This window comes from Streptomyces sp. NPDC056479 (assembly GCF_042795335.1).
Classification (GTDB): domain Bacteria; phylum Actinomycetota; class Actinomycetes; order Streptomycetales; family Streptomycetaceae; genus Streptomyces.
Genome location: NZ_JBHTRZ010000012.1, coordinates 58,695 through 71,386 on the forward strand (window position 1 = coordinate 58,695; position 12,692 = coordinate 71,386).

The window sequence follows — 12,692 nt, forward strand, 5'->3', positions numbered from 1 at the left end:
GCGACTGCGGGTCCGTTGTGGCTGGTCGCGCAGTTCCCCGCGCCCCTAAAAGCAGGTCGGATCCCTGACGTCGATTCAGGAGTTACCCCCATGACCACCGCCGTCGCCGCCCCCTTCCGCTTCTTCTCCCTCCAGGTCGTACGGACGAGGCGGCTCGGGCCGTCCATGGTCCGGGTCACCTTCGCGGGCGCCGACCTGCACGCCTTTCACTCCGACGGGCGTGACCAGTCCCTGTCGTTGTTCCTGCCGCACCCCGGCCAGACCGAGCCGCAGGTCCCCATCGAACTCGGCGACGGCTGGTGGCAGGGCTGGCGTGAACTCCCGGACGACGTACGGGCCGTGATGCGCTCCTACACGCTCCGCGCCCTGCGCCGGAACCCCGACGAGATCGACATCGACTTCGTCCTGCACACCCCGGCGGGCCCCGCCTCCCGCTGGGCCTCCGGTGCCGCCGCCGGTGACCGGGTGCTGCTGCTCGGGCCGGCCATCGCCGAGAACCGGGCGATCCGGTTCCGGCCGCCGGAGGACACCGACCTCGTGGTGATCTGGGGCGACGACACCGCCGTACCCGCCGTCTCCGCCATCCTCGAATCCCTGCCGGCCGGCACTCGCGCACAGGTCTGGCTGGAGGTGCACGATGCCGGGGACATCCAGGACCTGGTGACGGTGGCCGACGCCGGGATCACCTGGCTGGTCGAGGAGGACGGCCTCGACGCCGTCCGCGCCACCGAACTCCCGCCCGCCGAGCGTCCGTACGTCTGGATCGCCGGCGAGTCCGGCCGGGTGAAGGCGTTGCGCCGGCACTTCGTCGGTGAGCGCGGGATCGACCGGCGCCGGGTGACGTTCGTCGGTTACTGGCGCCAGGGGATGACCGAGGAACAGCTGCGCGCCGCCGAGTAGTTACCGCTGGGAGCCACGTGATCACAGTCACGGTCGAGGCTACCCTGCATTCGCGTTACTTAGGTTAGGCTAACCTAAGTTCACGCACGAACTCCCCGCACCCCCGCACCACACGGCCCGTCCCCACCGGAGGACCTCCCCATGCGCTCGCACCTGCTCAATGACACGACCGCGGAGCAGTACCGCCGCTCCGTGACCGAAGGTATAGAGCGGGTGGCAGCCAAACTCGCCGCCACCGACCGTCCGTTCACCGGTGTCACCGTCGACGCCCTCGCGCCGGCCATCGACGCGATCGACCTCGACCAGCCGCTGCACGACACAGCCGCGGTGCTCGACGAACTGGAGGACGTCTACCTCCGGGACGCCATCTACTTCCACCACCCCCGCTACCTCGCCCACCTCAACTGCCCGGTGGTCATCCCCGCGGTGCTCGGCGAGGCGGTCCTCTCCGCCGTCAACTCCTCCCTGGACACCTGGGACCAGTCGGCCGGCGGCACGCTCATCGAGCGCAAGCTCATCTACTGGACGACCGCCCGAATAGGCCTCGGCGAGAACGCCGACGGTGTCTTCACCTCCGGCGGCACGCAGTCCAACCTCCAGGCGCTGCTGCTGGCCCGCGAGGAGGCCAAGAGCGACAGCCTGGCCAAACTGCGCATCTTCGCCTCCGAGGTCAGCCACTTCAGCGTAAAGAAGTCCGCGAAGCTCCTCGGGCTCGGCCAGGACGCCGTCGTCTCCATCCCCGTCGACCACGACAAGCGCATGCAGACCGTCGCCCTCGCCCATGAGCTGGAGCGCTGCAGGAAGGACGGTCTGGTGCCGATGGCCGTCGTAGCCACCGGCGGCACCACCGACTTCGGCTCCATCGACCCGCTGCCCGAGATCGCCGAGCTGTGCGAGCAGTTCGGCACCTGGATGCACGTCGACGCCGCCTACGGCTGCGGCCTGCTGGCCTCCCTGAAGTACCGGGACCGCATCGACGGCATCGAGCGCGCCGACTCGGTCACGGTCGACTACCACAAGTCCTTCTTCCAGCCGGTGAGTTCATCCGCCGTGCTGGTCCGCGACGCCTCGACGCTGCGCCACGCGACCTACCACGCGGAGTACCTCAACCCGCGCCGCATGGTCACCGAGCGCATCCCCAACCAGGTCGACAAGTCCCTGCAGACCACCCGCCGTTTCGACGCCCTCAAGCTGTGGATGACCCTGCGCACGATGGGCGCCGACGGCATCGGGCAGCTCTTCGACGAGGTCTGCGACCTGGCCGTGGAGGGCTGGAAGCTGCTGGCCGCCGACCCGCGCTTCGACGTGGTCGTGCAGCCGTCCCTGTCCACCCTGGTCTACCGCTACATTCCGGCGGCCGTCACCGACCCCGCCGAGATCGACCGCGCCAACCTGTACGCCCGCAAGGCCCTGTTCGCCTCCGGCGACGCGGTGGTCGCGGGCACGAAGGTCCAAGGCCGCCACTATCTGAAGTTCACCCTGCTCAACCCCGAGACGACGACCGAAGACATCGCCGCCGTCCTCGACCTGATCGCCGGCCACGCCGAGCAGTACCTGGGAGAGTCCCTTGACCGCGCGTCCTGAAAACCCGACCAGAACCCATGACTTCGTGGGGATCGGGCTCGGCCCGTTCAACCTCGGTCTCGCCTGTCTGACCGAGCCGATCGACGAGCTCGACGGCGTCTTCCTGGAGTCGAAGCCGGACTTCGAGTGGCACGCGGGCATGTTCCTGGACGGCGCCCACCTCCAGACCCCGTTCATGTCGGACCTGGTCACCCTGGCCGACCCGACCTCGCCGTACTCCTTCCTGAACTACCTGAAGGAGAAGGGCCGGCTGTACTCGTTCTACATCCGCGAGAACTTCTACCCGCTGCGGATCGAGTACGACGACTACTGCCGCTGGGCCGCGAACAAGCTGAGCAGCGTCCGCTTCAGCACGACGGTGACGGAGGTGACGTACGAGGACGACGTCTACGTCGTGAAGACCGCCGACGGCGCCGAGTTCCGCGCCCGTCACCTCGTCCTCGGCACGGGCACCCCGCCCTACATACCCGAGGCCTGCCAGGGCCTGGGCGGCGACTTCCTCCACAACTCCCGCTATCTGCAGCACAAGCAGGAGCTGCAGAAGAAGGAGTCGATCACCCTGGTCGGCTCCGGGCAGTCCGCGGCCGAGATCTACTACGACCTGCTCAGCGAGATCGACGTCCACGGCTACCGGCTGAACTGGGTCACCCGCTCGCCGCGCTTCTTCCCGCTGGAGTACACCAAGCTCACGCTGGAGATGACGTCGCCGGAGTACGTCGACTACTTCCGTGAGCTTCCGGAGGCCACCCGCTACCGGCTCACCGCCGAGCAGAAGGGCCTGTTCAAGGGTATCGACGGCGACCTGATCAACGAGATCTTCGACCTGCTCTACCAGAAGAACCTCGGCGGTCCCGTGCCCACGCGCCTGCTGACCAACTCCTCGCTGAACAGCGCACGGTACGAGAACGGCACGTACACCCTGTCCTTCCGCCAGGAGGAACAGGGCAGGGACTTCGAGCTCGACTCGCAGGGCCTGGTGCTGGCCACCGGCTACAAGTACGCCGAGCCGGAGTTCCTCAAGCCCGTGCGGGACCGTCTGGTCTACGACTCCCGGGGCAACTTCGACGTCGCCCGCAACTACGCCATCGATGTCACCGGCCGCGGAGTGTTCCTCCAGAACGCCGGCGTCCACACGCACAGCATCACCAGCCCCGACCTGGGCATGGGCCCGTACCGGAACGCGTACATCATCCGCGAGCTGCTCGGCACCGAGTACTACCCGGTCGAGAAGACGATCGCGTTCCAGGAGTTCTCCGTATGAGCATCGGCACGTTCACCATCCGCGCGCTCGACCCGCTCAAGGACGCCGAGCTGCTGCACCGCTGGGTCACCGACCCCAAGGCGGCGTTCTGGATGATGCAGGACGCGAAACTCCAGGACGTCGAGCGCGAGTACATGCGCATCGCGGCCCACGAGCACCACCACGCCTACCTGGGTCTGCACGACGGCGAACCGGCCTTCCTCATGGAGAGCTACGACCCCCGGTACGTCGAACTGGTCGGCCTGTACGAGCCCGAGCCCGGCGACGTCGGCATGCACTTCCTGGTCGCCCCCACCGACCGCCCGATCAGCGGCTTCACCAGGGCCGTCATCACCGCCGTGATGGACGAGCTGTTCGCCGACCCGCGCACCCGCCGGGTCGTCGTGGAGCCCGACGTGGGCAACAAGGCCGTGCACGCGCTGAACGAGGCCGTCGGCTTCGTGCCCGAACGTGAGATCGACAAGCCGGAGAAGCGCGCGCTGCTGAGCTTCTGCACGCGCGAACGCTTCTTCAATAGGCACAGTCTGGCCGCCCGAGGAGTAGCTGTATGACCCTGTCCGACGCCGTGGCGCATCTGTCCCCCCACCGCTGGGCGCGGGCCAACCGCCTCCTGATCCGCAAGGCACTCGCCGAGTTCGCGCACGAGCGGCTCATCACGCCGGAGGCATCCGGCGCCGGCGAGTACGTCGTCCGCAGCGACGACGGTCTGACGCGGTACACCTTCAAGGCGGTGATCCGGGCCCTCGACCACTGGCAGGTCGACGCCGACTCGATCACCCGCCACCGGGACGGCGGCGAACTCCCGCTCGCCGCCCTGGACTTCTTCATCGAGCTGCAGAAGTCCCTGGGCCTGAGCGACGAGGTCCTGCCGGTCTATCTGGAGGAGATCTCCTCCACCCTCTCCGGCACCTGCTACAAGCTCACCAAGCCGCAGGTCACGGTCGCCGAACTGGTCGGATCCGGCTTCCAGGCCATCGAGACCGGCATGACCGAGGGCCACCCCTGCTTCGTCGCCAACAACGGACGGCTCGGCTTCGGCATCCACGAGTACCTGTCGTACGCCCCCGAGACCGCGAGCCCGGTCCGGCTGGTCTGGCTCGCGGCCCACCGCTCGCGCGCCGCGTTCACGGCCGGTGTCGGCATCGAGTACGAGGCCTTCGTACGCGACGAGCTGGGCGCGGAGATCGTCGAGCGCTTCGACGGCGTCCTGCGCGAGCAGAACCTCGACCCGGCCGACTACCTCCTGATCCCCGTCCACCCCTGGCAGTGGTGGAACAAGCTCAGCGTCACCTTCGCCGCCGAGGTCGCCCGGCAGCACCTGGTCTGCCTCGGCGAGGGCGACGACGAGTACTTGGCCCAGCAGTCCATCCGGACCTTCTTCAACAGCTCCAGCCCCGAGAAGCACTATGTGAAGACGGCCCTGTCCGTCATCAACATGGGCTTCATGCGCGGACTCTCGGCCGCCTACATGGAGGCCACGCCCGCCATCAACGACTGGCTGGCCCAGCTCATCGACAACGACCCGGTCCTGCGGGAGACCGGCCTGTCGATCATCCGCGAGCGCGCGGCTGTCGGCTACCGGCACCTGGAGTACGAGGCGGCGACCGACCGCTACTCGCCGTACCGCAAGATGCTGGCGGCCCTGTGGCGGGAGAGCCCGGTCGCGTCTCTGAAGGAGGGCGAGTCGCTGGCCACGATGGCCTCGCTCGTCCACGTCGACCACGAGGGCGCGTCCTTCGCGGGTGCGCTGATCGAGCAGTCGGGTCTGACGCCGACGGAGTGGCTGCGCCGCTATCTGAAGGCCTACTTCACCCCGCTCCTGCACAGCTTCTACGCCTACGACCTCGTCTACATGCCGCACGGCGAGAACGTCATCCTGGCCCTCAAGGACGGTGTCGTCGAGCGCGCGATCTACAAGGACATCGCCGAGGAGATCGCCGTCATGGACCCGGACGCGGTGCTGCCGCCGACGGTCGAGCGGCTGCGTGTGGACGTGCCGGAGGACAAGAAGCTCCTGTCCATCTTCACGGACGTCTTCGACTGCTTCTTCCGCTTCCTCGCCGCCAACCTCGCGGCCGAGGGGATCCTGGAGGAGGACGACTTCTGGCGCACGGTCGCCGAGGTCACCCGGGACTACCAGCACTCGGTGCCCGAACTCGCCGACAAGTTCAAGCAGTACGACATGTTCGCCCCCGAGTTCGCCCTGTCCTGCCTCAACCGCCTCCAACTGCGCAACAACAAGCAGATGGTGGACCTGTCGGACCCGGCGGGCGCCCTCCAGCTGGTCGGCAACCTGAAGAACCCCATCGCAGGGCTGTAGCCACGGCCCCATGAGACAGACGGGCACCCCGGGGTACGGTCCCCCGGGGTGCCCGTCGGCTTTGGCTTTTAGGTTTTTTTGGGGCGCGGGGAACTGCGCGATCAACCCCCACCGGCCCGCAGACGAATCACCAAGGAACCTGCGGCGACCGATAGAAGTTGATCCCCAACGCCTCCCACCGCCCAGCCTGCGCAGCAAGCCGCACCTTGTAGGCATCCCAGTCATGCGTAGCAGCCGGCGACCACCCCAGCTCGGCCACCCCCGCCAGCCTCGGGAACGCCATGTACTCGATGTCCGCGGACTTGGTGAGCGTCTCCGTCCACATGGGAGCCTCCACACCCCGGATCGCCGAAGCAGGCGCCCCCGGAAGGTAGTTGCCCGGATCCCAGTCGTACGACCGCTTCACCTCCACGAGCCCGGCCCAGTCCAGCCCGAGCGGCGTGTCGGCCGTGTACTTCATGTCGAGGTAGATCCGGTCGGCCGGGGACAGGACAACCCCCGTCCCGTTCTGCGCGGCCTTGGCAACCTGCGCCTTCTCCTCGGCACTCGTATCGTCCAGCCCCCAGTACTGGGCGAGCGCACCCTTCGCCGGGGTGGCTCCGGTCAGCTGGTGCCAACCGACGACCGTCTTGCCGTACTTGGCGACGAGCGGCTGCACGCGGTCCATGAACTTCACATAGTCCTCGTGGCTGGTCGAGTGCGCCTCGTCGCCGCCGATGTGGAGGTACTTGCCCGGCGTGAGCGCGGCGAGCTCCCGGATCACGTCGTCCACGAAGTCGTACGTGATGTCCTTGCCGACGCACAGCGAGCTGAAGCCGACCTCGGTGCCGGTGTAGAGCGGGGGCGCGACGCCGTCGCAGTTCAGCTCGGCGTAGGAGGCCAGCGCCGCGTTCGTGTGGCCGGGCATGTCGATCTCGGGGACGACCTCCAGATAGCGGGAGGAGGCGTACCGCACGATCTCCTTGTAGTCGGCCTTGGTGTAGTGGCCGCCGGGGCCGCCGCCGACCTGGGTCGAGCCGCCGTAGGCCGCGAAGCGCGGCCAGGAGTCGATGGCGATGCGCCAGCCCTGGTCGTCACTGAGGTGCAGATGCAGCTTGTTGATCTTGTACAGGGCGAGCTGGTCGATGTAGCGCTTGATCTGGTCGACGGTGAAGAAGTGCCGGGAGACGTCGAGCATCGCGCCGCGCCAGCCGTAGCGCGGAGTGTCCTGGACCGTGCCGCCCGCCACCTGCCAGGGGCCGGGCTGGACGGAGTCCTTCTCGACGGCCGCCGGGAGCAGCTGGCGCAGGGTCTGCACGCCGTGGAAGAGGCCGGCGGGCGCCGCGGCGGTGATGGTGACGCCGCCCCGGCCGCTGTCGAGGCGATAGCCCTCGGCGCCGAACGAGCCCTTGGCCAGGTGCAGTCGGATACCACCGCTGCCATGGGCGGTGACGGGGAGGCGGTAGCCGGTGGAGGGGCGCAGGACGGACGCGAGGTACTCGCCGATGCGGCGGGTCTCACGGGAGTCGTCCACGCGTATATGGGTACCGCGGGTGATCTTGTACGCCGATCCGCCCGGGGTGATCGAGGCGGGCGCGGGTACCACCCGGTCGAACGGGGTCGGCGATGCGGCCTGTGCCGGCGCGGCCCCGGTGACGGAGACTCCCATCGCGACCAGCAGCAGGGAACCGAGAAGGCGCAGCGTTCCGTGTCTCACCAAACCGTGTCTCACAAAACCGTCCCTTCCATGAGCCGTTGAGCTCCAAGAGGTCTGGACCACTCTCTCGTGAGACTGGTGGAACAATCCACCCCATGGCGGAAATCATCCAGAAGGACGGCACGTGGGTCTTCGACGGCGACGCACTGCGACTGACTCCCGGACGGGACAAGAACGTCAGCCTGTTCCGTAAGACACTGGGTGAACTGGTCGTCCCTCTGGGGGCGTTGGCGGGGGTCTCCTTCGAGCAGGGCAAGAAGGCCGGGCGGCTCAGGCTGCGTCTGCGCGACGGCGCCGACCCGCTGCTGCACGCCACCGGCGGCCGGCTCACCGAACCGCACGACCCGTACCAGCTGATCGTGGAGTCCGACCGCTACGGCGTCGCCGAGTACTTCACGGACGAGGTGCGCAACGGCCTGCTGCTGGACGAGGTGCCCGCCGAGCCGGTCGACGCGTATCTGCTGCCGGGGCCCTCGGTCCCCCTGTCGGTCTCCGCCGGGGACGCCACCGCGAGCTTCGACGGGGAACACGTACGCCTGGAATGGAACTGGAAGACGGAGGACGCCAAGGCCGCCGCCGGCACCCGCTCCCTCACGCTCACCGATATCTCGGCCGTGGAGTGGCATCCGGCGGCGGGCCTGGAGAACGGGCACCTCCGCTTCACCGTCAGGAACGCGCCCACCAAGGCCCCGCCCAAGTACGACCCCAACTCCGTGGAGCTGTGGGGCTTCAAGAAGGACCCGCTGATGGCCCTGATCGCGGCGGCCGTCCAGGCGCGTCTGCCGCATCCGGCGGCGCCCGCCCCGGCCGCCGTGCCGCAGGAGGACACCGTGGTGCAGGACCACGACGCCCTCCTGCGCCGCCTGCGCGAACTCGGCGAGCTCCATCGCACCGGGGTGCTGACGGACGAGGAGTTCACGATGGCCAAGCAGGCGGTTCTGAAGCGGCTGTAGCGGGCCTACTTGGCCTTGCGGGCCACCGTGAAGTGGTCGATCCGGTCACCCGTCTCCGCGATGCCCTGCACCTTCAGGGTGGCGTAGCGGCCGCGCGGGGCGGGGTTCACGTCCACGCGCAGGAACGAGTAGTTCAGGTAGCGCACACGCGACCAGGCGACCGTCTCGTTCTTCTTGCCGTCCTTGAGGTTGACGAAGGAGGCCACGGAGTCGACCTCGTTCTCGTGTCCCTCGTAGGAGTCCGGCGCGGTGAACGCGTACAGACTGCGGCCGGCCGCACCCGCCGTGACGTAGACGACGCCCTCGGTCTCGGGGTAGGCCGTGCCGCCGATCTCCAGCTTCTTGGCGACCTTGTCGCCCTTGATGACGTCGGTGCGCTCGTACTGGTGGTTGTGACCGTTGATCACGAGATCCACCTGGTACTTCTCGAACAGCGGCACCCACTCCTGGCGCACGCCCCCCTCCGAGGCGTGCGCGGTGGAGGTGCAGTACGCGCAGTGGTGGAAGAACACGATGACGAAGTCGATGTCGTGGGCCGCGCGGAACTTCTTCAGCTGCCCCTCGAACCACTTGGTCTGCGTGCCCCCGGAGATGCCGAGGTTGGCGGGGATCTCGTACGACACGTCGTTGGGGTCGAGCGAGATGACCGCGGTGTTGCCATAGACGAAGGAGTAGACGCCCGGCAGGTTCTTCTTGTCCGGCCCGTTGTCGGGGAGCGTGAAGCGGGCCTCCTCGCCCCCGTAGCCGTTGGGCGAGTACCAGGCCTCCATGTCGTGGTTGCCGTACGACACCATCCACGGCACGGACTTGGCGACCGACTCGGTCTGGTACAGGAACTGGTCCCACACGCGCGAGTCGAAGCCGGTGTCGGCGGTCTTGCCGGCGCCGGACGGGTCGGCGTAGGCGATGTCGCCCGCATGCAGATGGAAGGCCGGGTTCTGGCCCAGGAGCAGACTGTCGTTGGCGAGGCCGTGGTAGCTGACGCCCTGGTCGCCGAAGGCCGTGAAGGTGAACGGCTCCTTGTGGGCGGGGGCGGTGGTGAAGGTGCCGAGGGTGCCGAGCAGGTGCGCCTCGGCGGGGTCGAAGCCCTGGTGGCCGACGCCGTAGTAGTACGTCCGGCCGGGGCGCAGGTGGGTCAGCTCGGCGTGGACGTAGTACTGGGTGTGGTCGGCGCTGGCGCCGACGCCGGCCGGGGTGTAGAGGGTGCGGACCTCGGCCTCGATCTTGCGGGAGAGGTCCCAGGGGTGGGCGCCGATCCGGACGAACGGCTTCTTCACGGCGACCGGCACCTGCCACGAGACGGTCATCTCGGTGCGCGGGTCGTTGCCGTAGGCGAGGTGGCGGCCGAAGGGGGCGACGACGGCGCCGTCGACGGTCTCGGTCTGCGCCAGGGGCTGCGTCCTGGTGGCGGCCTGGGCGGTGACGCCCGGTACGAACGCGCCACCCGCGACGGCGCCGAGGGTGACGGCACCGCCTCTGATCATCGTGCGCCGCGAGAACTTGGTGCGCAGGTACTCGTGCTGTTCGGCCATGCTCATGCGCTCGGCCAGCTGCTGGGGTACACCCATGCGGGGAATGTCCATGGCGACACAAGTTGGCCGAGGCACACATCTCCCCGCGGAACAACCACCCAACGAACACCCATGGGCGTTCCATAACTGTCCCAAAGCCCCCTGACACCCTCTTGCCCGAAATCGGGCAGGATTCTTGCGAACCGGCCCCCCATACTCCAGGATCTACCGAGTGCACGACGACCTTGTTGATCACCTGACCCGCAGCACGCCCCTCAGCCGGGGCGAGGCTTCGCGGGTGATCCAGGACGTGCTCGCCTACTTCGACGAGACGACCGATGAGTTCGTCCGTCGCCGCCATCGCGAGCTCCAGGCCCAGGGCCTGGTGAACGCGACGATCTTCGAACGGATCGAGGCGGACCTGAAATACCGGACGGTGGCACCGCCGGAGCTCACGCTCCGCCAGCTGCGCCGGATCGTCTACGGCTAGGGATACCTATATATATGTGCGGAATCGTCGGATACATCGGGAAGCGTGACGTGGCGCCCCTCCTGCTGGAGGGCCTGCAGCGGCTGGAGTACCGCGGCTACGACTCGGCCGGCGTGGTCGTCTCCTCCCCGAAGGCACCCGCTCTGAAGATGGTCAAGGCCAAGGGCCGGGTGCGCGACCTGGAGGCCAAGGTCCCGGCGCGCTTCAAGGGCACGACCGGCATCGCCCACACCCGCTGGGCCACCCACGGCGCCCCTTCCGACGTGAACGCCCACCCGCACCTGGACGCCGAGGGCAAGGTCGCCGTCGTCCACAACGGCATCATCGACAACGCCTCCGACCTGCGCCGCAAGCTGGAGGCTGACGGCGTCGAGTTCCTCTCCGAGACCGACACCGAGGTCCTCGTCCACCTCATCTCCCGCTCGCAGGCGGAGAAGCTGGAGGACAAGGTCCGCGAGACGCTCCGGCTCATCGAGGGCACGTACGGCATCGCCGTGCTGCACGCCGACTTCCCCGACCGCATCGTCGTCGCCCGCAACGGCTCCCCGGTCGTCCTCGGCATCGGCGAGAAGGAGATGTTCGTCGCCTCGGACATCGCCGCGCTGGTCACCCACACCCGGCAGATAGTGACGCTGGACGACGGCGAGATGGCGACGCTGAAGGCCGACGACTTCCGCACCTACACCACGGAGGGCACGCGTACGACCGCCGAGCCCACCACCGTGGAGTGGGAGGCGGCGTCGTACGACATGGGCGGCCACGACACCTACATGCACAAGGAGATCCACGAGCAGGCCGACGCCGTGGACCGTGTGCTGCGCGGCCGCATCGACGACCGCTTCTCCACCGTGCACCTCGGCGGCCTCAACCTGGACGCCCGCGAGGCCCGCAAGATCCGCCGCGTGAAGATCCTCGGCTGCGGCACCTCGTACCACGCGGGCATGATCGGCGCCCAGATGATCGAGGAGCTGGCCCGTATCCCCGCGGACGCCGAGCCGGCCTCCGAGTTCCGCTACCGCAACGCGGTCGTGGACCCCGACACCCTCTACATCGCGGTCTCCCAGTCCGGTGAGACCTACGACGTCCTCGCGGCCGTGCAGGAGCTGAAGCGCAAGGGCGCACGGGTGCTGGGCGTGGTCAACGTGGTCGGTTCCGCCATCGCCCGCGAGGCCGACGGCGGCATCTACGTGCACGCCGGCCCCGAGGTCTGCGTGGTCTCGACGAAGTGCTTCACCAACACGACGGTGGCCTTCGCGCTTCTCGCCCTGCACCTCGGCCGCACTCGCGACCTCTCCGTCCGTGACGGCAAGCGGATCATCGAGGGCCTGCGCAAGCTCCCCGCCCAGATCGCCGAGATGCTGGAGCAGGAGGAGGAGATCAAGAAGCTGGCCCAGGAGTACGCCGAGGCCCGCTCGATGCTCTTCATCGGCCGCGTCCGGGGCTACCCGGTCGCCCGTGAGGCCTCCCTGAAGCTCAAGGAGGTCTCCTACATCCACGCCGAGGCCTACCCCGCCTCCGAGCTCAAGCACGGCCCGCTGGCCCTGATCGAGCCGGCCCTCCCCACGGTCGCGATCGTCCCCGACGACGACCTCCTGGAGAAGAACCGCGCCGCCATGGAGGAGATCAAGGCCCGCAGCGGCAAGATCCTCGCGGTGGCCCACCAGCACCAGGAGAAGGCGGACCAGACGATCGTGGTCCCGAAGAACGAGGACGAACTCGACCCCATCCTGATGGGTATCCCGCTCCAACTCCTGGCGTACCACACGGCGCTGGCCCTCGGCCGGGACATCGACAAGCCGCGGAACCTCGCGAAGTCGGTGACGGTGGAGTAGCCGGCCCGACGGTCGAGCAGTCGAACCAAGGAGCGGGGGGGGGGGGGGGGGGAGAGAGAAAGAAACCAGGAAGGGGGAAAGGGGTCTCCCTCCCCCCCCCCCCGCCCCCAAACAACAAGATGTTGAGCTTCATTGTTGGCCCCTT

General features: G+C 68.2%; 10 protein-coding genes. 8 read left to right on the plus strand and 2 right to left on the minus strand.

What is annotated here, in order from left to right; genetic code table 11:
- The first annotated feature begins 90 nt into the window (after window positions 1–90).
- From ACFQ6S_RS37990 to ACFQ6S_RS38010, 5 genes are all read left to right on the plus strand, one after another.
- Window positions 91–900 (plus strand): siderophore-interacting protein, encoded by an 810-nt coding sequence (locus tag ACFQ6S_RS37990; protein ID WP_383419841.1) that lies wholly within the window; start codon window positions 91–93, stop codon window positions 898–900.
- Window positions 901–1,041: 141 nt separating this feature from the next.
- A complete protein-coding gene (desA, locus tag ACFQ6S_RS37995; protein WP_383419842.1) occupies window positions 1,042–2,484 on the plus strand; it encodes a lysine decarboxylase DesA in 1,443 nt (480 codons plus the stop codon).
- Window positions 2,468–3,745 (plus strand): lysine N(6)-hydroxylase/L-ornithine N(5)-oxygenase family protein, encoded by a 1,278-nt coding sequence (locus ACFQ6S_RS38000; RefSeq protein ID WP_383419843.1) that lies wholly within the window; start codon window positions 2,468–2,470, stop codon window positions 3,743–3,745. Before desA ends, ACFQ6S_RS38000 begins: the two co-directional genes overlap by 17 nt.
- The gene (locus ACFQ6S_RS38005) at window positions 3,742–4,296 is read left to right on the plus strand and encodes a GNAT family N-acetyltransferase (RefSeq protein ID WP_383419845.1); all 555 of its coding nucleotides are present in this window, start codon (window positions 3,742–3,744) and stop codon (window positions 4,294–4,296) included. The genes ACFQ6S_RS38000 and ACFQ6S_RS38005 overlap by 4 nt, the downstream gene beginning before the upstream one ends.
- Entirely contained in the window at window positions 4,293–6,065 is a 1,773-nt protein-coding gene (locus tag ACFQ6S_RS38010; RefSeq protein WP_383419847.1) for an IucA/IucC family protein, read from the plus strand. Before ACFQ6S_RS38005 ends, ACFQ6S_RS38010 begins: the two co-directional genes overlap by 4 nt.
- A gap of 127 nt (window positions 6,066–6,192) precedes the next feature.
- Here ACFQ6S_RS38010 and ACFQ6S_RS38015 read toward each other — a convergent pair whose 3' ends face one another.
- Window positions 6,193–7,713 (minus strand): beta-N-acetylhexosaminidase, encoded by a 1,521-nt coding sequence (locus ACFQ6S_RS38015; RefSeq protein WP_383420260.1) that lies wholly within the window; start codon window positions 7,711–7,713, stop codon window positions 6,193–6,195.
- Window positions 7,714–7,856: 143 nt separating this feature from the next.
- On the opposite strand from ACFQ6S_RS38015, the gene ACFQ6S_RS38020 reads away from it, so the two are divergent.
- Entirely contained in the window at window positions 7,857–8,714 is an 858-nt protein-coding gene (locus tag ACFQ6S_RS38020) for a DUF4429 domain-containing protein (protein ID WP_383419849.1), read from the plus strand.
- Between the two features lie 5 nt (window positions 8,715–8,719).
- On the opposite strand, the gene ACFQ6S_RS38025 is transcribed toward ACFQ6S_RS38020, so the two are convergent.
- Entirely contained in the window at window positions 8,720–10,282 is a 1,563-nt protein-coding gene (locus ACFQ6S_RS38025) for a purple acid phosphatase family protein (protein ID WP_383419851.1), read from the minus strand.
- 175 nt (window positions 10,283–10,457) lie between these two features.
- Here ACFQ6S_RS38025 and ACFQ6S_RS38030 point away from each other — a divergent pair, with 175 nt between their 5' ends.
- Window positions 10,458–10,715, plus strand: coding sequence for a hypothetical protein (locus ACFQ6S_RS38030; RefSeq protein WP_383419853.1), 258 nt, complete (start codon window positions 10,458–10,460; stop codon window positions 10,713–10,715).
- 14 nt (window positions 10,716–10,729) lie between these two features.
- A complete protein-coding gene (gene glmS, locus ACFQ6S_RS38035) occupies window positions 10,730–12,547 on the plus strand; it encodes a glutamine--fructose-6-phosphate transaminase (isomerizing) (RefSeq protein ID WP_383419855.1) in 1,818 nt (605 codons plus the stop codon).
- The last annotated feature ends 145 nt before the right edge of the window (window positions 12,548–12,692 follow it).